This window comes from Amorphus suaedae (assembly GCF_053629675.1).
The window spans coordinates 2859119-2880789 of sequence record NZ_JBRJIT010000001.1; the positions used below are offsets into that span (position 1 = coordinate 2859119).

The 21671-nt window shown below is 69.3% G+C and carries 19 protein-coding genes; 8 read left to right on the plus strand and 11 right to left on the minus strand.

What is annotated here, in order from left to right:
• Window positions 1-4: 4 nt before the first annotated feature.
• Window positions 5-1315 carry an aspartate aminotransferase family protein gene (locus AB7M35_RS12745; RefSeq protein WP_453960283.1) on the plus strand — a complete coding sequence of 437 codons (1311 nt, stop codon included), beginning with the start codon at window positions 5-7 and terminating at the stop codon, window positions 1313-1315.
• The gene (locus tag AB7M35_RS12750; RefSeq protein WP_453960284.1) at window positions 1312-2364 is read left to right on the plus strand and encodes a phosphotriesterase family protein; all 1053 of its coding nucleotides are present in this window, start codon (window positions 1312-1314) and stop codon (window positions 2362-2364) included. The genes AB7M35_RS12745 and AB7M35_RS12750 overlap by 4 nt, the downstream gene beginning before the upstream one ends.
• Before the next feature lie 18 nt (window positions 2365-2382).
• Here the strand turns inward: AB7M35_RS12750 and AB7M35_RS12755 are convergent, their stop codons facing one another.
• From AB7M35_RS12755 to AB7M35_RS12765, 3 genes are all read right to left on the minus strand, one after another.
• Window positions 2383-4320 (minus strand): asparagine synthetase B family protein, encoded by a 1938-nt coding sequence (locus tag AB7M35_RS12755; RefSeq protein WP_453960285.1) that lies wholly within the window; start codon window positions 4318-4320, stop codon window positions 2383-2385.
• Window positions 4317-4667 (minus strand): PqqD family peptide modification chaperone, encoded by a 351-nt coding sequence (locus AB7M35_RS12760; protein WP_453960287.1) that lies wholly within the window; start codon window positions 4665-4667, stop codon window positions 4317-4319. The genes AB7M35_RS12755 and AB7M35_RS12760 overlap by 4 nt, the downstream gene beginning before the upstream one ends.
• Window positions 4668-4793: 126 nt before the next feature.
• A complete protein-coding gene (locus AB7M35_RS12765) occupies window positions 4794-5636 on the minus strand; it encodes a hypothetical protein (protein ID WP_453960289.1) in 843 nt (280 codons plus the stop codon).
• A gap of 645 nt (window positions 5637-6281) precedes the next feature.
• Between AB7M35_RS12765 and AB7M35_RS12770 the strand changes: the two genes are divergently transcribed.
• Window positions 6282-6458, plus strand: coding sequence for a hypothetical protein (locus AB7M35_RS12770; RefSeq protein WP_453960291.1), 177 nt, complete (start codon window positions 6282-6284; stop codon window positions 6456-6458).
• A 145-nt stretch (window positions 6459-6603) separates the two neighbouring features.
• Entirely contained in the window at window positions 6604-7860 is a 1257-nt protein-coding gene (locus AB7M35_RS12775) for a 2OG-Fe(II) oxygenase family protein (RefSeq protein ID WP_453960292.1), read from the plus strand.
• 12 nt (window positions 7861-7872) lie between these two features.
• On the opposite strand, the gene AB7M35_RS12780 is transcribed toward AB7M35_RS12775, so the two are convergent.
• From AB7M35_RS12780 to AB7M35_RS12815, 8 genes are all read right to left on the minus strand, one after another.
• Window positions 7873-8112 (minus strand): DUF2188 domain-containing protein, encoded by a 240-nt coding sequence (locus tag AB7M35_RS12780; protein ID WP_453960294.1) that lies wholly within the window; start codon window positions 8110-8112, stop codon window positions 7873-7875.
• Window positions 8109-9860 (minus strand): FAD-dependent oxidoreductase, encoded by a 1752-nt coding sequence (locus tag AB7M35_RS12785; RefSeq protein WP_453960296.1) that lies wholly within the window; start codon window positions 9858-9860, stop codon window positions 8109-8111. The genes AB7M35_RS12780 and AB7M35_RS12785 overlap by 4 nt, the downstream gene beginning before the upstream one ends.
• A 50-nt stretch (window positions 9861-9910) precedes the next feature.
• Complete coding sequence (locus AB7M35_RS12790; RefSeq protein ID WP_453960297.1) at window positions 9911-12436, minus strand: EAL domain-containing protein; 2526 nt, start codon at window positions 12434-12436, stop codon at window positions 9911-9913.
• 296 nt (window positions 12437-12732) lie between these two features.
• Window positions 12733-13425, minus strand: a complete 693-nt coding sequence (locus AB7M35_RS12795) for a substrate-binding domain-containing protein (RefSeq protein ID WP_453960299.1) — start codon at window positions 13423-13425, stop codon at window positions 12733-12735.
• A gap of 13 nt (window positions 13426-13438) precedes the next feature.
• Window positions 13439-15541, minus strand: a complete 2103-nt coding sequence (locus tag AB7M35_RS12800) for a molybdopterin cofactor-binding domain-containing protein (protein WP_453960300.1) — start codon at window positions 15539-15541, stop codon at window positions 13439-13441.
• The gene (locus AB7M35_RS12805; protein WP_453960302.1) at window positions 15538-16029 is read right to left on the minus strand and encodes a (2Fe-2S)-binding protein; all 492 of its coding nucleotides are present in this window, start codon (window positions 16027-16029) and stop codon (window positions 15538-15540) included. Before AB7M35_RS12805 ends, AB7M35_RS12800 begins: the two co-directional genes overlap by 4 nt.
• 64 nt (window positions 16030-16093) lie before the next feature.
• Window positions 16094-16840, minus strand: a complete 747-nt coding sequence (locus AB7M35_RS12810; protein ID WP_453960303.1) for a sulfite exporter TauE/SafE family protein — start codon at window positions 16838-16840, stop codon at window positions 16094-16096.
• Entirely contained in the window at window positions 16840-17574 is a 735-nt protein-coding gene (locus tag AB7M35_RS12815) for a GntR family transcriptional regulator (protein WP_453960304.1), read from the minus strand. Before AB7M35_RS12815 ends, AB7M35_RS12810 begins: the two co-directional genes overlap by 1 nt.
• 135 nt (window positions 17575-17709) lie before the next feature.
• Here AB7M35_RS12815 and AB7M35_RS12820 point away from each other — a divergent pair, with 135 nt between their 5' ends.
• From AB7M35_RS12820 to AB7M35_RS12835, 4 genes are all read left to right on the plus strand, one after another.
• A complete protein-coding gene (locus AB7M35_RS12820; RefSeq protein ID WP_453960306.1) occupies window positions 17710-18576 on the plus strand; it encodes a fumarylacetoacetate hydrolase family protein in 867 nt (288 codons plus the stop codon).
• A 170-nt stretch (window positions 18577-18746) separates the two neighbouring features.
• The gene (gene dctP / locus AB7M35_RS12825; RefSeq protein WP_453960308.1) at window positions 18747-19754 is read left to right on the plus strand and encodes a TRAP transporter substrate-binding protein DctP; all 1008 of its coding nucleotides are present in this window, start codon (window positions 18747-18749) and stop codon (window positions 19752-19754) included.
• A 62-nt stretch (window positions 19755-19816) separates the two neighbouring features.
• A complete protein-coding gene (locus tag AB7M35_RS12830; RefSeq protein ID WP_453960309.1) occupies window positions 19817-20326 on the plus strand; it encodes a TRAP transporter small permease in 510 nt (169 codons plus the stop codon).
• On the plus strand, window positions 20327-21637 hold the full coding sequence (locus AB7M35_RS12835; protein WP_453960311.1) for a TRAP transporter large permease: 1311 nt from the start codon (window positions 20327-20329) through the stop codon (window positions 21635-21637).
• Window positions 21638-21671: the final 34 nt, after the last annotated feature.

The following is a 21671-nucleotide window of genomic DNA, read 5'->3' on the forward strand; positions in this document are numbered from 1 at the left end:
AGTTGTGAACAGTGCGGTTGTGACGCCGGCCCTCTCCGAGGCGCTGGCCGAGGCCGAGGCGGCCCATGTCCGACGCAACCCGAAGAGCGCCGCGGCCCATGAACGCGCCGCCCGCGTGCTGCCCGGCGGAAACACCCGGACGTCGCTGTGGAGCGACCCGTTCCCACTTTGCGCGGCAAGCGGCGCGGGATGCCGGATCATGGACATCGACGGGCATACCTATGTGGACTTCCTCGGCGAGTTCACCGCCGGCATCTTCGGGCACTCCTCGAAGGTACTCGCCGACGCGGTAACGCGCGCCCACGCCGCCGGCATCAACCTGTCGGCCCACAACGAGCTGGAGATCCGGCTCGCCGAGCTGATCACCGCACGCTTCCCGTCGATGGACATGGTGCGGCTGGCCAACTCCGGCACCGAGGCCAACGTGATGGCCGTCGCGGTCGCCAAGATCGTCACTGGCCGCGAGAAGATCGTGGTGTTCGAGCGCGGCTATCATGGCGGGGTGCTGACGTTTCCGCCGGGCGGCGCCGCGGTGAACGTGCCCCACAAGTTCGTCATCCTGCCCTACGACGACATCGCGGCCGCCGAGGCCGCCTTCGCCGAGGCGGGGGACGAGATCGCGGCCGTGCTGGTCGAGCCGATGCTCGGCGCCGGCGGCTGCCGGCCGGCCTCGCGAGAGTTCCTGCAGGCGCTGCGCACGCTGAGCGAGCGCCACGGCACGGTCCTGATCTTCGACGAGGTGCAGACGGCGCGGATGGCGGTCGGCGGCTGCCAGGGTCTCTACGGCATCGTCCCGGACATGACGACGGTGGGCAAGTTCTTCGGCGGCGGCCTCGCCTTCGGCTGCTTCGGCGGCAGGCGGGAGATCATGGAGCGGCTCGACCCGCGCCGGCCCGACGCGATCGGCCACGCCGGCACCTTCAACAACAACACCCTGACGATGGCCGCCGGCATCGCCGCCATCGAGACCTACCTGACCGCGGAGAACCTCGAGGCGCTGTTCGCCCGCGGCGAGGCTTTCCGCGCCGCCCTCAACGCGCGGTTCGCCGCCCGGGGCGCGCCCTACGCGGCGACCGGCATGGGCTCGATCATGAACGTGCACGGCCACGGCGCGCCGGCGACCGACACGGCGCTGCGCCGGCTGATGCAGTTCGACCTGGCCGAGGCCGGCTGGTATTTCGCGCCGCGCGGCCTGATCGCGCTGTCGCTGCCGATCGGCGAGGCGGAAACCGAGGGCTTCCTCGCTGCGGTCGACGCGTTCATCGACCGCCGGGGCGCGGCGCTGGCGGCCGCGTCGGTGGAGGCGGCGCAATGACCCCGTCCGACCTCAAGGGCAAGGCCCAGACCGTCACCGGCCTCGTCGATCCGGCGGAGCTCGGGCCGACGCTGATGCACGAGCACCTGCTGATCGACCTCAATCCGCCCAGCCTGCGCGGCGAGGCGCCGGGCGCCCACGTCCACGACGAGCCGGTCGATCTCTGCAACTGCTTCCGGGCGCGCTACGGCCAGGCCTACTACCGGGACAACTTCCGGCTCGACTGCGCCGACGTGGTGGTCGCCGAGCTCCAGGAAATGGCACGCGCCGGCGGACGGACCGTGGTCGACCTCACCGTCGGCGGGCTGCAGCCGCAGCCGACGATGCTGCGCGAGATGGCGCAGACGAGCGGCGTCCAGATCGTCATGGGATGCGGCCACTACGTCGACGACTACCAGGCGCCGGAGAACGCGGAGAAGAGCGTCGGCGACTTCGCCGACGAGATCACCGGCCAGATCCTCGACGGTGCCTGGGGCACCGACGTGCGCGCCGGCATCATCGGCGAGATCGGCTGCCAGTCGCCGTGGACCGACCAGGAGAAGCGGGTGATGGAGGGCGCCATCGAGGCGCAGCGGCGCACCGGCGCCGCCCTCAACGTCCACCCCGGCCGCCACGCCGACCAGCCGCAGGAGGTCGCCGACTTCGTGAAGGCGCGCGGCGGACCGCTGGAGCGCCTGGTCATCAGCCACATCGACCGCACGATCTTCGACGCCGACCGGCTCCTGAAGCTCGCCCAGACGGGCTGTATCGTCGAGTTCGACCTGTTCGGCTGGGAGGAGACCAACTACTTCCCCAACCCGGCGATCGACATGCCGAACGACGGCATGCGCCTCAAGTGGCTGCGGCTGCTGGTGGACAACGGCCACCTCGACCAGATCCTGATCAGCCACGACATCTGCACCAAGGGCCGGCTGGAACGCTTCGGCGGCCACGGCTACCAGCACATCTTCGCCAACGTGGTGCCGCTGATGCGCCGCCGCGGCTTCACCGACGACCAGATCGACACCATCCTGGTGAAGACACCGCGGCGGCTGCTGACCTTCGTCTGAGCGCGCGACCGCGCGGTCTCAGCCATTGGAGCGGGAGGCCTTGCGCAGGAAATGGCCGACGGACATGCCACGCAGCAGGGCCAGCCGGTAGGCCTTCATGGCGGCCGGCCTGTCCCATCCGGACGCCGGCAGGTCGTCCAGGAGCCGCTTCATCCGGGCGACGTCGAGCGTCCGCGCGGCGGCCTCGCAGGAGGCGATCTGGTCGAGCTCGACGGCGGCGTCGGCCCGGGCCGACGTCAGACCCACGTGCCAGTCCGGCGCCTGGTAGCCCCGGCGCCGTTCCCCGAGCACCTCCGCCGGCAGCCGGTCGCGGAGCGCGGCCCGTGCCACCGCCCGCGGCACCCCGTCGACGAGATAGCGGTCGGTGGGGATGCTCAGGCAGTATTCCACCAGCCGCCGGTCGGCACTCGGATCCCGCTGGTCGACCCCCCAGCCGGCGAGCGTGCCCTTGTTGATGTTGCCGGAATCGGTCCGGCGCATCACCCAGATGCGGTCGGCGAAGGCGTCCTTGCGCGGGCGATAGGCAAGGTCGAGCTTCCGCTCCCTGGCGATCCGTTCGAGGTCCAGCGCCTCGTAGCGCTCGCGGCTGATCGCGGTGTAGTCATGGACGTCGTCGACCGCGCCCTGAAACGCGCGCGTCAGCCGGCTCCACACCCAGCCGGGAACGTAGGGCCCGAAGGTGATGCCGGCCGGCCCGCGCCAGCGCATGCCGCCGTTCCGGACCAGCCCGCGATATTCCCTCAGAAGCCGCCCCCAGCGCCCGGTGCGCAGCAGTTCCGGCATCAGCTCGAAACCGAAGTAGCTGAACGTCATGTTGCCCATGGTGGCGTGCAGAAGCACCCTGAGCCTGCGGTCACGCGCCTCCTGGTTGATCGCCCGCATCCACACCCAGTTGCAGGGGTTGAGGACCGGCCGTTCGAACAGGAAGAACGCCTGGTCGAAGCCGGCGAAGGGCGAGAGGTGGCCGGTGCGCAGGCTGACGTGCTCGACGTTGGGGTAGAGCGCCGCCGTGGCGGCCGCCAGCGGGCCTTCGTCGACGATCCGGTTCGGCAGCGGCGCGGCGCCGGCCGCATCCGACGACACCGAGGTGAACGCCGTGACCCGGCCGCCCTCGGGCGCGAGCAGCCGTGCCGCGGTGGCGGTGACCGCCGAGCTGTCGAAGCCGGAACTGAGATGAGTGGCGATCGCGCCGTCGCCGCCGCGCAGCCGCGAGCGGGTCGCCTCGTCCAGGTGGTGCCGCACGCCCTCCACCCAGTCGGCGGGCCCCGGGTCGCCCCGGTCCGGACGCCTGGGCTCCCAGTAGCCCCGGCTCGACACGCCCTCGCGGGTGACCGCGACGACGTGGCCGGGCTCGACCCGGCAGACATGCTCGAAGAAGCTGCGCGGGCCCGCCTGGGGCATCAGCATCACCAGTTCGGCGACGGTCTGCTCGTCGGCGGCGTAGGGGATGTCGGCGAGGACGTGCAGTCCCTTGGCCATGCTGGCGAAGGCGAAGAAATCCGTGCCGCAATGATAATGGAGCGGCCGCTGGCCGAGGAAGTCGCGGGCGAGCAGCAGCCGCTGGCGATCGGCGTCCCAGAGCGCGAAGGCGAAATCGCCAGCCATGCGATCGAGGGCGGCTTCGTCCCAGCGGTCCAGGCAGGCAAGCAGGATTTCCGCGTCGCAGGCGCGCCGGGCCTCCGCCGGCAGGCCGAGCGCGGCGATCAGCTCGTCGCGGTTGTCGAGCCGCACGTCGGCCACGAGGACGAGCCGGCCGTCGCGCGCGGTGAGCGGCTGGCGGTCGGAGATGTCCTCGGGGAGCGTGCGGTAAAGCCGCCGGCCCATGGCGATCGGCCCGTCGGCCCACTGGCGGCCGTCATCCGGACCGTAGATCCGCTGGGCGGAGAGCATGCGCTCGCACTCGGCGCCAGCGCCGGGCTTGCCGTCGAAGCGCCAGAGCCCCGCGATCGCGCTCACGGGGCGGCTGTGCCGGCGGCCCCCGGTCCGGCCTGACGCACGATCAGCCGTTCCGCCAGCATCTCCTCGAGCACGGCGAGCATCTGACGCTCGCAGACCGCCGCGTCGACGTCGTAGGTTTCCAGCAGGAAGTCCCGGATATCGGCGGCGCGGCGCGGCTCCTCGATGAACTTGAAGATGCTGCTGGCCACCGCGTTCATGGCGTAGAAGGCACCGTTGTCGAGATTGATCGCCACCAGCTCGTCGTCGGCTTCTTCAAACAGCGTTCCGTCCTGCCGGGCGATCACGGAGTCCATTGAAAGCGTCACATCACATCCTGGGGTTCGGTTGATGATGGCCAGCGGCACGGTATCTCACACGGACCGACCGCCTGCACCCACATATATTCCGGTGACCACAGCCTTACAGGTCCACCGCGCCCGGCGTCGACGCGGATCGCGCCAGCGCCGTCGTCGCGCCCTTTGGATGGCGGCCTAGCGGGGCGTGGACAGCGACAGGTCCATGCCGTCGAGCCGGCAGATCTGGGTGGGCGCGGCGGGAAGATAGACCCGCGCGATGCGCTGGTAGGCGCGATCGAGGAAGGTCACGAAGCCGGGCAGCAGGCTGCGCGAGGCGCGCGCGCCGTAGAGCGAGCTGCCAACCGCGATCTCATGCGCGCCGACGGCCAGGCCGCGCGTGTAGAGTTCGTCGATCTTGTGGGCGCCGCCGCCCACCACCGCGATGCGTCCCCTGATGGATTCGCAGTAGAGCAGCGACCCGTCCTCCAGCGGCACGACATCGTGGCACCCCGTCGACGGCAGCCCGGTACGCCGCAGCTCCGTGAAGTCGCGGTCGAACTCGACGATCTCGCTGGGTACCTTCCGATGGCCGTTGTGAAACATCAGGTAGATGCGGTCGTCCTTGCCGTGAAACGAATTGATGTGCGCGTCGTCGCTGCCTCGCCGCGCCACGGCGGGACCGATCCGATGGGCCTTGCAGTTCCAGCCGGCGTCGAACTCGAGGATCTGCTGGTTGCCACTGTCGACCAGCCAGAAGGCGCCATCGAAGAAGGCGACCTGGTGACCATTGTAGTCCAGACCGTCGACCAGGAGCTCCGGCGCGCCGAGCGCATCGTCGAGGTACGGATAGCGGACCAGGCTGCCCGAGTTCGGATTGGCCTCCGCCTCGGCCAAGGGCACGGTCTTGAAGCAATAGACCCAGCCGTCGCGAACCGTCACGCCGAAGAAATGACCGTCGACCAGCTTGCGGTAGCCGACATGATCGACGCGATAGAGGCCCTGGCGCGAGGCCACCAGATGCGCGCCGTTCACCGCCATGGCGAGGGGTCCCGGATGGATGTGATCCCCGCAGCCCAGCCGCCGCTATTCGCGGAAAACACTGCGTATGGCTCCCTTTCCGTCCTTCTGCACGGGGCAACCGACGGACACCATCGATCGCGCCGAACCGGTGTCCCGGAGGCTTTGGCGACCCTCGCCACGGCATATCGCGGCCGATATGGACCAATTTGAGTAAGGCAACCCGCGAGCTGCGCGAAAACTCCGCCAGAGATCCGGCCGTTGTCAGGCATTTGCGAAAGGCAACGCAATGTTCATCCTCATTCCAGGTCAGGCAGGGCTCGTTCTTTCTGGCTGTCGTTACTTCGCAAACCTTGTCAGCCATCGGCCTCGGTGCTAGGCATTGTGCGAATCCCCCACAAGGAGGCCGCTCTACTTAGACGTGCGGCTCAGATGAAGTCTGACTGTTCCAGTTGCGCACCGTCTCCCTGTCCCATGTCGGCCCTCATACGTCCGGCCCACTGCCGGGTGACATGGGCGATCGGGTGAGCGCGGGCTTCGCCGTCGCGGAAGAGCGGAACCGAGCCAGCCGGAAATCGGTTACAGCCAGACATCTTTCAATATCACTCCCGACGGCAGCACCATCTCTTGAGCGCCGCCCGCACCGACCACTGCATGAGGTACGAGATGACTGATCCCATTGGCGCCGAGCCGGGCGCTTGCGCGCAGGATGGCGGCGAAGTGCCGGCTCTCGATGCGGCGGCAGGCAAGGCCGTCTGGATGGAGCCGAAGCTGGTCCGCCTGGACATCGGCCTGACCCAATCCGCGTTCAACGCCAATCCTGACGGCGACACCAACTCCTAGAGCACGTCACGTTCAGATCGACGCGATCCAAACGAAGAAGGCATCGGCCGAGGGACTGGACCCGGAGCCATATCTTCATCGCCAGATCTGCCCCCGATCGGAAAGGGCTCTGGAGATCGTCAGGCAACCGGGGATGGCATGCCGGATGGATCGCCCCCGAGAGAACCGTATCGAGATCGAATGGTCTGACGTCTTGTCCGACCCGATCGTCGCCCCCGACACCGCGGCTGCACTGCTGCAGCGCGCCGCAGCGCGCGCTCCGGACGACGCTTCTATCCGCGTCAACCTCGGCCTCGTTCTGCTGCGGCAGTTGAAATTTCCGGCGGCGGTGGATGCGTTCGAGGCGGCCCTTGTCCTCGATCCGTCCCGCCACGATGCCCGGCTGGCGCTCGCCCGCTGCTGGACCCGGATGGGACGGCACGGGGATGTCCTCACCCTCCTCGACCGCGACGACACCGACGCATCCGCACACGCCCTCTATTTGCGCGGCATGGCGGCGCTGGCTTCGGGCGAGATCGAGCGGGCCGAGCGCGATTTCCATGCCGTGCTCGAGCGCGACGCCCATCACCGGGAAGCCTATTTCGAGCTCGGCCGCATCCTGCGGGCATCCGGCCGTCTCGACGCGCTCGAAACCGTCCGCGCCGAGCTTTGGGAGCGGGGCGCACGCCATGTCCAGCTGCTGCTCGACTGGGGCCGGACGCTGGCGAGCGCCGGCCGGGTCGAGGAGGCCCGCCACCTGCTGTTCGCCCCCTCGATGGTCACCCGGACGTCGATCGAGACACCGGCGGGCTTCCCCACCCTGGCCGCGTTCAATGCGGCCGTCGCCGCGGAGCTGGCCGACAACCCCTTCAAGCGGTCGGACATTCCGGCCGACGAGCTGGCGATCCGCAACTCGACGCGGGTCTCCCACCCGATGGCGGGGCGACGGCCCGAGCTGATCGGCGCGCTTCTCGCGGCCATCCGGGACCGCATCGATCGCGCGTTGGCCGCAGCGCCGGATCGGGCGGAGGACGGCACCGACCCCTGGCTGGCCTGCCAACCCGCCCGCGCCACGCTGCGGGCCTGGGCCAACATCCAGGGGCCGGGCGGCTATGAGGACTGGCACGCCCATCGCGCCGGCTGGCTGAGCGGCGTCTACTATGTGGAGGTCCCGGGGGGCCTTTCCGCCGACGGCGACGGCGCCGGCTGCATCGAGTTCGGCGCGCCGCCGGCGCTGGCGGAGATGCTCCCGGAAACGCTGCGCATCGCCCCGCGCGAGGGCATGCTTCTCCTGATGCCGTCGCAGGTTCATCACCGCACGATCCCGTTCGCAGCGAAGGACCGGCGGATCAGTTTCGCCTTCGACGTGCGCCCGGCCGGCGAAGAGGATCGCTTCCTTCCCGCTCAGACCGCGACGATCTGAACGGGAGTTGCCCTAGGATTTGACTTCGGTGATGGGCCGGTCGTTGCCGCGGCTGATGTCCGCGTGCCAGGTGCCCCCTTCGTCCTCCCAGGTGATCTGGGCCCCCTCGCCCGGCGTCCGCTGCTCGCGCGCCGCGCGGCAGGCCGCCGCGAACGCCTGGTCGTGGCTGGCGAAGGTTTCGGAGAACACGCCATCGGCCTGGTAGGCCCAGCCCCCGTCGTGTTCGACGATGCGATAGGTCTGCTTGGTCATTCCTGCCTCCCTGGGGCGGATATCGGGAAAGGGGCCGCGGTCGCAGCCATGGCGATCGCGCCAGCGGTTCCGCCGGACGCGTCGGCAGAGAGCGTCGACAGGCCGAGGTAGCGATGGAGAAGCGCCACAACGTGGGCGCCTTCGCCGACGGCACCGGCCACCCGCTTCGTCGATCCGGACCGGATGTCGCCGATGGCGAACACACCGGGGCGGCTCGACATCAGCGGAAACTCGCCCGCGCCGACCTCGGGCCCGGTGAGCACGAAGCCCTTCTGGTCGAGCACGACACCGGACCCGGCGAGCCAGCCGGTCCGCGGCTCGGCGCCTATGAACAGGAACAGATGGTGCGTCTCCCGGCGGGTGTCCACGTCGGAACCGCGGGTGCGCCAGTACACCGCCTCGAGCCTGCCGTCGCTGCCTTCCAGCGAGGTCAGGCTGGTGCGGGTGAGGACCTCGACGTTCGCCAGGCCCTCGATGCGGTCCACCAGATAGCGCGACATGCTGTCGTCGAGGCTGTCGCCCCGCACCAGCAGGGTGACCCTGTCCGCCTGGCTGGCAAGATAGACGGTTGCCTGACCGGCCGAGTTACCGCCGCCGACGAGCACCACCTCCTGCCGGGCGCACAGCTTGCCCTCTAGCGGCGAGGCCCAGTAGTGGACGTTGGCGCCGTCAAACTGGTCGACGCCGTCGAAGCCGAGGCGACGGTAGTTGGCGCCGGTGGCGATCACCACCGAGCGCGCGGCGATGCTCTCGCCGCCCTGAAGCAGGATGCGGGAGACGCCGCCCGCCTCGCCGGCAGGCTGCAGGCCCACGGCCTCCACCGGGATCGCCATCTCGGCCCCGAACTTCTCCGCCTGATTGTAGGCCCGCGCCATCAGCGCGAGCCCGCTGATGCCAGTGGGAAAGCCGAGATAGTTCTCGATCCGCGCGGACGCGCCCGCCTGACCGCCGAAGGCGCGGCAGTCGAGCGTCAGCACCGACAGCCCTTCCGACGCCGCGTAGACGGAGGCCGCCAGCCCGGCCGGGCCGGCGCCGATGATGACCACGTCGTAGGTGCGGGCGGGATCGACCGAGCGGGTCATGCCGATGCAGCGCCCGAGCTCGCTTTCCGACGGATTGCGCAGCACCTCGCCGCCCGGGCAGACGACGATCGGCAGCTCGGCGGCATCGAGATCGAAGCGGGTCACCAGTGCCTGCGCGCCGGGATCGGTGGAGGGATCCAGCCGCTCGTGCGGGTAGCCGTTGCGGGTGAGGAAGCCCTCCAGCCGCAGCACGTTGCGGTCGTCGGCCCGACCCAGAATGACCGGCCCGCCGAGCCGCGCGCGAATGAGATTGACGCGTCGCAGGATGAGCGCCCGCATCATCGTCTCGCCGATTTCCGCCTCGGCGACCAGCAGCGCGCGCAGCTGTTCCGGCGGCAGGATCAGCGTTTCGACCGGTTCGGTCGCCGTCGCATCGACAAGCGATGGCCGACCCGTCAGCTGGGCGAGCTCGCCCAGATAATCGCCCGCGGAGTGGGTGACGATCAGGATCGGATGCCCCTCCGGGTCATGCTGGCTCACCTCGACGGTGCCGGACAGGATGACCATCAGCCCGACGCCGGGCCGGCCCGCCGTCAGCAGGCGCTCGCCGCTGGCGTAGCGGCGCGCCTGGCCGAACCGCCGGATGCGCTCGATCGCGCCCGCCGACAGCCGGGGAAACACCTGGGCGCGGCGGGAGTCCAGTTCCTCATCGTGCAAATCGGTCATTTGCCGTTCCCTGGCCCCGCCCGCGCCGTCCGTCCCCCACGGCCTGAACGTCAGGCATGGGTGGCTTCCCGCAGGACGCCGGCGGGCGCCGGCCGGCCGAAAAGGTATCCCTGGAAGTGCTGGCAGCCGGTCTGCTTCAGCAGCTCGAACTGCTCCTCGGTCTCCACGCCCTCCGCGCACACGGTCAGCCCCATCCGCATTCCGAGGTTGGCAATCGCATCAACGATCATCCGCGCCTTGTCGTTCCGGGGCGAGCTGAGGTCCCAGATGAAGGTGCGGTCGATCTTCAGCTCGGCGACGTCCAGATGCGCGAGGTAGGACAGCGAGGAGTAGCCCGTCCCGAAATCGTCGATGGAGGTGCGCACGCCGATCTCGCGCAGCAGCTGGACCTTGGTGCGCGCGTCCTCCAGGTCGTGGAGCAGCAGCGACTCGGTGATTTCCAGCTTGAGAAGCCGTGGGTCGACCGCCGACTGGTCCAGCGCGTCGGCGACCTCCGCGACGAAGTCGTCGCGGTAGAACTGCCGGGGGCTCACGTTGACCGCGATGCTGACGTTTCCCATCGCCGGGGACGCGCGCCAGTCGATCAGTTGCGCGCAGGCGGTCTTCAGCGCCCAGGACCCCAGCGGCGCGATCACGCCGATCTGCTCGGCGAGCGGAATGAAGCGGTCCGGCGCGAGAAGGCCCTGCTTCGGATGCTGCCATCGCGCCAGCGCCTCCACCCCGACGTTCTCCCCGTGGCGGTTCACCTGGCGCTGGTAGTAGAGAACCATCTCGTCGTTGCAGAGCGCGGCACGCAGGTCGCGCTCGAGGGTGGCGCGGGCCGTCACCGCCGCGCTCATTTCCCGGTCGAAGAAGCGCATCGCGTTGCCGCCATGCTCCTTCGCCGCCGACTTCGCGATCTCGGCGCGCTTGACGACCTCGTCGCGGCTCAACTGCCGCGGCCCGCCGTAGAGCGAGATGCCGACGCTCCCGGTGGGCGGCTGGCCCAGCCCGTGAAACTGGGCGCCGCTGTCGGCCACCGCCGCCAGGAGCGCGATGCCGGTCTTCTCCGCCTCCGCCGCGGCGAGGTCGCGGTCGTCGCCGATCCCCTCGATGGCGAAGACGAACTCGTCGCCGGCGAGGCGCGCGGTGATGTCGTCCCGGCGCGCCATGCGCGTCAGCCGCTCCGCCACCAGCTGGAGGAGGCGGTCGCCGGTCGAATGGCCGAGCTGCTCGTTGAGGAACTTGAAGCGGTCGATGTCGATGAAGAAGAGGGCGCCGTACTCGCCTGAGCGCGCCAGCCGGGCGATGCCGTGGTCGAGGCGCTCGTAGAGCATGGTCCGGTTCGGCAGACCGGTGAGGCTGTCGTAGTAGGCGAGGCGCTGGATCGTCTGTTCGGCCTCCTGCTGGGCCGTGACGTCCATGATGAAGCCGCTCCAGTTCACCGTGCCGTCGTCCTCGCGGCGCGGCGCGGCGTTGCCCAGCAGCCAGCGCTCCGCACCGTCGGGAAAGCGCAGCCGGTAGCGGCTGCGCCAGATCGTCAGGGATTTCGCCGATTCCTCGATCTCTTCCAGCACGCGATCGCGATCGTCCGGATGCAGCACCCCGACCAGCGGCCCGGCATCGTCGACGACCTCATCGGGCGTGACGCGATAGATCTCGTAGATCTTCTCGCTGGCGTAGGGGAAGGAGTAGCGGCCATCCGGCGTCCGGCGAAACTGGTAGACCATCCCCGGCACGCGCGACGCCACCGTCTTCAGCTGGTCGTAGAGCAGGTCGGCCTGAAGGCCGGAGGCATCGGCCGCGCTGAGGGCGCGGATCTCGCGGCGGCGGAGATAGGCGGAGGCCGCCGCCATGACGAAGATCAGCAGCACCGCGGAGACGGTGCTCCACGCCAGCGTCGAGACCGACACCCGCGGCCAGCCCGCCATCGGCGCATAGGCCTTCGCGGGCAGGTAGACCGTCGCCTGCATCGCGACGTAGTGCATCGACGAGACGGCGCCGCCCATGATGAACGAGCCGAACAGCATGACGCCCGTCGGCCACAGCGCGGTCCGCTCGATGGAAGCGCAGAGAAACAGCGACAGCGTGGCCAGGACCGTCGCGATCACCACCGAAGCGACGAGGAGCGACGGCACGTAGTACATGTCGACCGGCGCCACCATGGCGGCCATGCCGATGTAGTGCATCAGGCAGATGCCGATGCCCATCGACACGCCACCGAACACGAGCAAGCCGACGCTCGGACGCTCGGCCGCCATCACCTTCATCGCGATCACCGACGCGACGATGGCGGGGACAAGCGACAGCACGGTCCTGTCGATCCTGAAGGACACCAGCACCGGCAGCGTGAACGCCAGCATCCCGACGAAATGCATGGCCCAGATGCCGATGCCCAGGGTCACGGCGGCCACCGCGTTCCAGGCGACGCCGACGCCCTGCGCACCGGCCGCCCGGATCAGACGGACATGATTGAACGCCACGAAGGCGGCGACCATGGAGATGAGGACGGAGGCAAGCACGAGCTCGGGAGAATAGACCCCCGCAAGGGCGCCGCTGCTGTCGATGTCATCGGACAGGAAATGAAGCCCGTTCATGTGCTGCCCTCACCGGACGATCTCCCGCAGCGATGACGGTCCGTCCAGCCGCAGAGAATCGACCGTAATCGTGACGGAGTAAATATAGCGCGGCGGCGACAAGTCCCGCCGCACGATCACATACGCTGTCGGAGACCGCTCTCCGGCCGGCCGGCCGCCGTGGCCCAGACCACTCGATTGGCGGAAACGGCGCGCCGCAAAACGCGGCTTGCGGGTGCCGGCGCCGAGGGAGGATTGCCCCCGGTATCCGGGCACACGGCCCGGATTTCCGTCCGCCCAAGCGCCGCGCCGACGGCTCAGCTGAAGCCGGCGGCCGTGCGGGCAGCGGCATTTTCCGGCGCCGTCAGGAGACCGATCAGCGCCCGCGCCGCGTCGGGCGCGGCCGCGCCCGTTGCCACCGCGGCGGTGTAGACGGTGGCGAGGCCGTGGGGCTCGGGCAGCATCCCGCAGGCGCCGACGCCCGGGGTGTTGAGGATCTCGGTGATCTGCGTGCAGCCGATCGGGTGGACGTCGTCAGCCGCGGCCATCGCCGTCATCGCGGTCTGGCCGTTGGGGAACTGGCGGAGCCTGTCCGCCACGTCGTCCGCCACCCCGAGCGCAGCCATGACGCGCGCGAAGTGGATGCCGGCGGTCGATTTCACCAGATCGGGCACGTAGATGGCATCCGCCGCCCGCAGCGCGGCGGCGAGCGCCGGACCGGTCGAGACGTCGGGCCGGGGCGCGCCATCGCGCACCGCCACCGCCGTTTCCACCGTGCCGACATCGGCGACCGTCCGCGGATCGGCGTAACCGCTCGCCGCGAGGTCGTCGACGATCGCCCGCGTCAGCAGGATGACGTCGACCGCCTCGCCGGCGAGGATGCGGTCGCGCATCCCGCCCACGGCGCCGAAGTCGCCGGTGATCCCCATGCCCGCCTGCCGCGAGAAGGCGGGGGTCAGGGCGCTCACGAGCCCGTTGGCCGCGCCGCCGCTCAAGATCTTCAGGTCCATCAGGTTCACCTCTTCAGGACAGGGCGGCGACGATGGCGTCGCGGGTCAGCGGAAGATCCCGCACCCGCACGCCGAGGGCGCGGAACACGGCGTTGCCCAGGGCTGCCGACATCGGCCCCTGGGCCGCCTCGGCACAGCCGAGCGGCGGCTCTTCCGGACGCGCCAGCACGCGGACGGAGAGGCGCGGCACCTCCGAGAAGGTGAGGATCGGATAGTCCAGCCAGGTTTCGGTCGCCACCGCCGCGCCGTCGAAGCGGATCGCTTCCTTCAGCGCCCAGCTGGTGGCCTGCAGGATGCCGCCCTCGGTCTGGTTGACGATGCCGTCCGGGTTGATCGCCTCGCCCGGGTCGATCGCCGCGAACACGTCGGTGACGCGGACGCTTTCCTCCACCTCGACGCGCGCGGCGATCGCGCAGTAGGCGGCGGTGTTCTTGTAGCGGGCATAGCCAAAGCCCCAGCCGGTCCCCTCGCCGCCTTCCGACGCGAAGGCCGGCCCGACGTCGCCCGCCACCGCCTTGATGACCGCGCGGGCCCGCGCGTCGTCCAGATGGGAGAGGCGGAAGGCGACCGGGTCCTCGTCCAGCTCGGCCGCGATGTCGTCCATCAGCGTTTCGATGGCGTAGACGTTGAGGTGCCCGCCCAGCGCGCGCAGCGACGAGGTGCGGTAGGGCACCGCGTGCACGACCCGCTTGGCGATCTTCAGGTTGGGGATGGCATAGCCGGGAACCGCGTTGCGATCCGCCCCGCCGCCGTTGGCGAGCGGAATGTCGGCGGAGCGCGCCGGCGGGTGCGGCCGCTCCAGATAGGCGGCCGCGCGGAGGTTCGGCGAGCCGCTGCGGCCGGGCCGGTTGCCGTGCGGCGCGCTGTTGGCGACGACGTCCATCGCGGCGATGCGCCCGTCGCCGCCGACCACCGCGCGGACACGGGTGACCATGCCGGCGCCGAGCGGGGCGCTGCGGAACTCGTCGGCGCGCGCCCACACCACCAGCACCGGACGCCCGGGCACGGCGCGCGCCATCAGCGACGCGTCGAGCGCCACGTCGTCGGCGCCGTTGTGGCCGTAGCAGCCGGAGCCCGGATGATGGATGACGTCGATGTCGGTGGCGGGCACGCCGAACACCGTGGCCAGTGCCTCGCGCAGCGGATAGGCGCCCTGGGAGTGCGACCAGACCGTCAGGTGACCGTCGCGCCATTCAGCCAGCGCCGCCGACGGGCCGATCGGCGCGTGGCTCAGATACTGGCGCGACACCGCGGTCTCGAAGACGCGACCCTGGCAGCCCGCCGGATCCTCGCCCGCCGAATGGACCACCTCGACGGCTTCGTCCGACGCGCCGATCGCCGCCACCGGATCCGGCGGGACGCTCACGTCCGTCGACCACTCGGCCCGGTTGGCGGCCCACCGCGCGGCGAGGATCGCCTGGTATTCGGTCTCGGCGACCACGCCGACGAACGAGCCGTCGCGCACCACCGCCACCACCCCCGGCCGCGCCTTCAGGCCGTCGAGGTCGAGGGAGACGAGCCGGGACGACATCGCCGGAGGATGAACCGGGCGGCCGTGCAGGAGCCCGTCCGGTTCGAGATCGTGCACGAAGGGATGGCCGGTGACGCGCTCGGCGATATCGATCCTCGGCAGGGACGTTCCGGCGACGCGCCTCGCCTCCGGCGGCTTCGGCGCTGCGTGATCCAGGACCGGCACGTCGAGGTCGGCCGTTTCGGCGAGCCGCCAGAGATCGAGCTCGGCGTCGAGCCCGTCGCGCAGCACCGCGCCGTCGACGATGGAGAGGGCGGCCACGTCCTGCTGCAGCAGCTTGGCCGCCTCGGCCAGCAGCACGTGCCGGGCGGCGGAGGCGGCGAAGCGGATCGCCATGCCGCCCTGAACGATCGACATGCTGCCCGAGGTGAACCCCTCGTTCGGCGTGCGGGTGGTGTCGGCGCCGGTGATGGCGACGGCCGCCGGATCCACGTCGAGCTCGTCGGCGGCGATCTGGGCCAGCGCCGTCATGTTGCCCTGACCGAGTTCGACGCGGCCGGACAGGACCGTGAGGCGCCGGTCGCGCGCGAAGCGGACCCAGTCGGAGATGAGGGGGGCGCCGGCCAGCGGCGGGGGGATCTTCATCGCGCGTCCTCCGCCATCCGCTTCGCTGCGGATTCCACCGCATCGAGAATGCGGTGATGGGTGCCGCAGCGGCACAGGTTGCCGTCCAGCGCCTCGGCGATCTCCTGGCGGCTGGGCCGCGGCGTGCGGTCGAGGAACGCCTTGCTCGCCATGACGATGCCCGGCAGGCAGTAGCCGCACTGGGCCGCCTGGCGCTCGATCACCTCCTCGATGAGGGGGTGGGGCGGGACCTCGGCGGCAAGGCCCTCGATGGTCTCGATCCGGCGGCCGGCGGCAACCGACACCGGCATGTCGCAGGAGAATTCGGCCTTGCCGTCGATCACGACGGTGCAGGCGCCGCAAAGCCCGACGCCGCAGCCGAAGCGGGCCCCCTTCGCCCCCAGCATGGTGCGCAGCACGTAGAGCAGCGGGGTGTCGGGATCGACCCGCACCTCCACATCCACCCCGTTCAGCGTCAGGCCGACGATTTCGGCCGCGTCCATTGCCATGGTCGTTTCCCCTCTTCTTGTTCGTTCGCACCCCGTCCGCCCCTCGACGGACCCCGCCCGGCCCTCACCGCAGCAGGAAGAACGCCGTCAGGATGAGCCCCAGCGAGGCCACCACGACGCGCAGCAGCCAGTCCGGAACCCTGCGGATGATGTGACCGCCCAGATAGCCGCCGGTCAGCCCGCCGATGAGCACCAGCACGGCGGCGAGCAGGTTCACGTACCCCGACATCATCAGCGGGATGACCGCGACGGAATTGATGCAGAAGGCGAACAGGTTCTTCTTCGCGTTGGCGCGGTGAAGATCGCCGCCGAAGGTCGTGGCCAGCACCGCCAGCAGCATGAAGCCCATGCCGGCGCCGAAGTAGCCGCCGTAGAAGCCCACCCCGAACATCAGGACCCCGGCGATCCAGAGTATCGAGCGCTGGGGCAGGATGCGCTGCATCAGCGTGGCGAGCCGCCGGCCGAGCAGGATGGCGGTGACCGCGATGGCCAGCAGGAACGGCGTGACCGCCACGAAAGCCGATTCCGACGAGCTGATGAGCACCAGCGCGCCGCACAGCGCCCCGGCGAGGCCCGGTAGCAGCGTCAGCGCGAGCAGCTTCCAGTCGGCGAACAGTTCCCGCCGGTAGTGCCAGGCGGCCGGCAGGGTTGCCGGCCAGAGCGCGACGGTGCCGGTGGCGTTGGCCGCCAGCGGCGGCAGACCCGTCGCCAGCAGCAGCGGAAACACGAACAGCTTGGCGCCGCCGGCGGCGGCGTTGACCACCCCGCCCGCGAGACCCACGGCGAGGAACAGCAGAATCTCTGCAACCATCAGCGCTTCGATCGCGCTTTGCCGGCGGGCGGAACCACCACGTCGAGGTTCGTCGCGGTGAGCTCGAAGTGGCGGCGCGTCAGGTCGCAGGCGGCCTCGACGTCGCGCGCCAGCACCGCGCTCGCAATGGCGGCGTGCTCGCCGGCGAGATCCCGCTCGCCGCGGTTGCGGTGCACCGAGGCCCGGCGATAGCGCTCGCAGAGATCCTGGAGCGTGTCCCGGCTGTGCAGCAGCCAGCGGGACCCGCAGGCATCGACCATCGCCGTGTGGAAGGCCGCGTTGGCGCGCTCCCAGCTGTCGGCGACGGTGGCGTCGCGGGCCAGCAGCTTGTCTTCCTTGTCCATGGTGTAGCTCGCGGCGACCACACGGGCCTCCCAGGCCCCATCGCCCTTGGCGATGGACAGCCGGAGCGCGGCGATCTCCACCTCCGTGCGGGCGATGTTGAGATCGCGGAACTCGTCCGGGTCGAGCGGCGCGACGGTGAAGCCGCGATTGCCCTCGCTCAGCACCAGCTGCTCGGCGTTGAGCTTCTGCAGCGCCTCGCGGATCGGCGTCGGCCCGATGTCGTAGATCTGCTTGAGCTTTTCGATGCGCAGCCGCTCGCCCGGCGGCCGCACGCCGCGGATGACATCGCTGCGGATGGCGCGATAGGCCACCTGGGTGAGCGTTTCCGACCCGTCGCGCACCAGCGCGGCCGGCTGAAGGTCGTCCTTCGTCTGCGACGACTCGTACACCACAGTCTGACGTCCTCTTCCTCGAACGGGGGCGGATCCTACCGCGCAATCCGCCGGGCGCGCACGTTCCGATTTGACACGCCGTTTTCGATATGTATTGCATTATTATCGAGAGAAACGGATGTTGTCGATATTATGAAGCTGGTGACATGTGAATTCGACGGCGGGCTGATCGCCGGCTACGTGGACGGGACGGACGTGGTGGTCTGTTCGGAAGGGGCGGACGCGGGCTACGCGGTGCGCGGCCTCATCGAGGCCGGGGCCGGTACAAAGACCTGGTCGGGGGCGAACGGACGGCGCGTTCCGCTCGCCGACGTGCGGATCGTGGCGCCGATCCCGACGCCGCTGCGCGACATCCTGTGCGTCGGCAAGAACTATCACGAGCACGCCAAGGAGTTTCACTCCAGCGGCTTCGATTCCAGCGGCAAGGAAGCCTCTCCGACGGCGCCGATCATCTTCACCAAGGCGACCACAAGCGTGGTCGGGCCGGGCGACGTGGTGCGCGGATCGCTCGATCCCACCGGCACCGTCGACTACGAGGGCGAACTGGGGCTGGTCATCGGCACGAAGGCGTTCCAGGTCGCCAAGGCCGACGCCTACGACGTGGTCTTCGGCTACGTGATCATCAACGACGTGACGTCGCGGGAGCTGCAGCGCAAGCACAACCAGTGGGTCATCGGCAAGGGCATCGACACCTTCTGCCCGATGGGGCCGTGGCTGGTCACCGCCGATGAAGTCGGCGACGTCACCCGCCTGGAGCTGACCACCACGGTGAACGGCGAGACGCGCCAGTCGGCGAGCGTCGCCGACCTCATCTTCGACATTCCGACGCTGATCGAGACCATCACGGCGACCATGACGCTGCTGCCGGGCGACATCATCGCGACCGGCACGCCGGCGGGCGTCGGCATCGGCTTCACGCCGCCGAAATACCTGGCCAAGGGCGACACCATGAGCGTCGCCATCACCGGGCTCGGGGAACTGACGAACCCGGTCGGCTGAGGGGCCGGCACCGGTCCGCCCGGTCGGTCACGGGACGCCTGTCCGGCGGAGGGAAGCCGGCCAGGGACCTCATGCGGGACGTGCCGTTCGTCCGCCCCGCCAATCGCGCCCCGCGCCTTTCGGGCGAGGGGCAGACAAGACGACAAGACCATCAAACGGGAGGAAACAGCATGCGGATCCACCAGACCCTGGCGAAACTCGCCGTCATCGCCGTCGCGGGCGCCTGCACGGGCACCATCGCGTCGGCCGCCGAAGTCACGCTCAAGACCCAGACCGCGCTGCCGACCCAGCACGCGCTCTCGCAGAGCTACATCAAGCACTTCATCGAGCCGCTGAACGCGGCCGGCAAGGGCGTCGTGAAGGTCGACCTGCTCGGCGGCCCGGAGGTGACCCCCGCCGACCGCGCCCCGCAGGCGCTCCAGCGCGGCGTCATCGACATCCTGTTCATCCCCGCCGCCTACGTCTCCGGCGTCGTGCCGCAGGCCCAGTCGATGATGCTGCAGACCGTCGGCGTGGAGAAGCTGCACGAGAACGGCGCGTTCGACCTGTTCGCCGACATCTTCGACGACAAGCTCGACGCCCACTTCCTCGCGTGGTCGGAGACGGGCCCGGGATCGGGCTACTATCTATACACCAACAAGAAGCCGGCGATGAAGGACGGGGTCGTCGACCTCAGCGGCATGTCGATGCGCACGACCGGCGCCTATCGCCCGATCGAGGAAGCGCTGAACGCCACCACCGTGCAGATCCCGTCGGGCGACGTGCCGACCGGGCTGGAACGCGGCGTCATCGACGGCTTCGGCTGGCCCACCGTTGGTCTCGCCTCGATCGGTCTCGCCAACGCCGTGAAGTACCGCATCGAGCCGTCCTTCTATCACCTCGCCAACGTGGTGCTGGTCTCCAACCGCGCCTGGGACGGCATGTCCGACGAGGCGAAGAAGATCCTGACCGACACGGCGCGCGCCTACGAGCTGGCCTCGGTGCAGGAGATGATCGACCGCAACAAGGACGACATCGCGGCGGCCGACAAGGCCGGCGTCCAGGCGCTCACCATGGAAGGCGCGGACGGCGAGAAGTATCTCGCCATCGCCAACGACGCCATGTGGGCCCGGGTGACCGACAAGGTCGGCGAGGAAGAGTCCAAGAAGCTGCGCGCGCTCCTGGACGCCAAGAACTGACGGCCGTTCCACCGGCCGCCTCCATCGACCGTTTCGACCCCAACGCAAGGTAACCCGCTGCGATGTTCGTGCTCTGGCGGCTCTACAACGCCATCCTGATCGGCTGTGTCGTGCTGGCCGGCACGCTCATCGGAGCGGGGATCCTCCTTGTCGTGGTCGACGTGTCGATGCGGGCCCTGGGGTTCCAGCCCTTCGGCTTCACCGTCGCCTTCGTCGAATACGTGCTCCTCTACTTCGTGCTTTTGGCGGCGCCCTACCTGGTGCGGGAAAAGGGGCACGTGACGGCCGAGGTGCTGTTCACCCAGCTCGGGCCGAAGTCGAAGCGGATCTGCGAGAAGATCGTCTACTGCCTCTGCATCGCGGTCTCCCTCGTGTTCGCCTACGAGGGCGGCCTGCTGTTCGACGAGGCGCTGCGCTACGGCTACGTCGACGAACGCTCGGTCGATGTCCCCTACTGGGCGCTCTACGTGCTGTTCCCGATCTGCTTCACGATGATCGCGATCGAGTTCACCCGCTATCTGCTGGGCTTCGATTCCATGTACGTCCGCGACGCCGCCCCGGAGTCCATGTAGATGGAATGGTATTACGCCCTCGCCCTGCTGATCTTCATGGTCATCGGGTTCATGTTCTTCGCCGTCCCCGTGGCCTTCGCCTTCATGGTGACGAACATCATCGGCGCGCTGGTCTTCATCGGTGGCCCCGGCTCGCTGCTGCAGGTGGTGGACAACTCCACCTCGCTGATCACCCGCTTCCAGCTGGCGCCGGTCCCGTTCTTCATCTTCATGGGGTCGCTGTTCTTCTATTCCGGGCTGGCGATCCGCGTGTTCGACACGCTGGACACCTTCTTCGGACGGATCCCCGGACGGCTCTGCTACCTGACGGTCGCCGGCGGCACGATCTTCTCCACCCTCACCGGCTCCTCGATGGCGAACACGGCGATGCTGGGCTCGCTGATGGTGCCGGAGATGCAGCGCCGCGGCTATCACTGGCGGATGTCGCTGGGACCCATCCTGGGCACCGGCGGCCTCGCCATGATCATCCCGCCCTCGACGCTGGGCGTGCTGCTCGCCTCGCTCGCGGGCATCGACGTCGGGCGGTTCCTGATCGCCGGCATCATTCCCGGCCTGCTGCTGGCGATCCTCTTCACGATCCTCATCACCGTGCAGATCCGCGTGAACCCGTCGCTCACGCCGCGCTACGACATCGAGGAAGTGCCCTGGCGCCAGGGGCTGAAGCTGGCGCTCGTCAACATCACCCCGATGGCGCTGGTCGTGTTCATGGTGATCGGCCTGATCATCTTCGGCATCGCCACGCCGACCGAATCCGCCGCCTTCGGCGTGGTGGGTGTGCTGATCCTCACCTTCGCCTTCCGCCTCTTCAGCCTCGAGGTGCTGAAGACGTCGATGCTGTCGACCATCAAGGTCAGCGGCATGGTGTTCTTCATCATCCTGAACTCGTCGATCTTCAGCCAGCTGCTCGCCTATTCGGGCGCGAGCTCGGGCATGCTCGCCTTCGCCACCTCGTTCGACGTGCCGCTGGCGGTCGTGCTGGTGATGATCTTCATCTCGCTGCTGATCCTCGGCATGTTCATGGACCCGGTGTCCATCATGCTGATCACCATCCCGATCTTCTTCCCGCTGATCGTGGCGCTGGACATCAACCCGCTGTGGTTCGGCATCCTGATGCTGATCGCGCTGGAAATGAGCCAGACGACGCCGCCGTTCGGGCTGCTTCTGTTCGTCATGCTGGGGGTGGCACCCAAGGGAACGACGCTGCGCCAGGTGGCCATCGCGGCGGCGCCGTTCCTCGGATGCGACCTGGTGCTGATCGGCCTGATGGCGGCGTTCCCGGGGATCGTGTTGTTCCTCCCCGGCCTCATGTAGAGATGACGACGACGCCGGACCCTGCCGGCAGCCA

What these genes read in the sequence shown, in the direction of transcription:
- AB7M35_RS12750 (WP_453960284.1), top strand. Translation starts at nt 1,312, where the DNA reads ATGACCCCGTCCGACCTCAAGGGCAAGGCCCAGACCGTCACCGGCCTC.
- AB7M35_RS12765 (WP_453960289.1), bottom strand. Translation starts at nt 5,636, where the DNA reads ATGGCGGTGAACGGCGCGCATCTGGTGGCCTCGCGCCAGGGCCTCTAT.
- AB7M35_RS12770 (WP_453960291.1), top strand. Translation starts at nt 6,282, where the DNA reads ATGACTGATCCCATTGGCGCCGAGCCGGGCGCTTGCGCGCAGGATGGC.
- AB7M35_RS12775 (WP_453960292.1), top strand. Translation starts at nt 6,604, where the DNA reads ATGGATCGCCCCCGAGAGAACCGTATCGAGATCGAATGGTCTGACGTC.
- AB7M35_RS12780 (WP_453960294.1), bottom strand. Translation starts at nt 8,112, where the DNA reads ATGACCAAGCAGACCTATCGCATCGTCGAACACGACGGGGGCTGGGCC.
- AB7M35_RS12785 (WP_453960296.1), bottom strand. Translation starts at nt 9,860, where the DNA reads ATGACCGATTTGCACGATGAGGAACTGGACTCCCGCCGCGCCCAGGTG.
- AB7M35_RS12790 (WP_453960297.1), bottom strand. Translation starts at nt 12,436, where the DNA reads ATGAACGGGCTTCATTTCCTGTCCGATGACATCGACAGCAGCGGCGCC.
- AB7M35_RS12795 (WP_453960299.1), bottom strand. Translation starts at nt 13,425, where the DNA reads ATGGACCTGAAGATCTTGAGCGGCGGCGCGGCCAACGGGCTCGTGAGC.
- AB7M35_RS12800 (WP_453960300.1), bottom strand. Translation starts at nt 15,541, where the DNA reads ATGAAGATCCCCCCGCCGCTGGCCGGCGCCCCCCTCATCTCCGACTGG.
- AB7M35_RS12805 (WP_453960302.1), bottom strand. Translation starts at nt 16,029, where the DNA reads ATGGCAATGGACGCGGCCGAAATCGTCGGCCTGACGCTGAACGGGGTG.
- AB7M35_RS12810 (WP_453960303.1), bottom strand. Translation starts at nt 16,840, where the DNA reads ATGGTTGCAGAGATTCTGCTGTTCCTCGCCGTGGGTCTCGCGGGCGGG.
- AB7M35_RS12820 (WP_453960306.1), top strand. Translation starts at nt 17,710, where the DNA reads ATGAAGCTGGTGACATGTGAATTCGACGGCGGGCTGATCGCCGGCTAC.
- dctP (WP_453960308.1), top strand. Translation starts at nt 18,747, where the DNA reads ATGCGGATCCACCAGACCCTGGCGAAACTCGCCGTCATCGCCGTCGCG.
- AB7M35_RS12830 (WP_453960309.1), top strand. Translation starts at nt 19,817, where the DNA reads ATGTTCGTGCTCTGGCGGCTCTACAACGCCATCCTGATCGGCTGTGTC.
- AB7M35_RS12835 (WP_453960311.1), top strand. Translation starts at nt 20,327, where the DNA reads ATGGAATGGTATTACGCCCTCGCCCTGCTGATCTTCATGGTCATCGGG.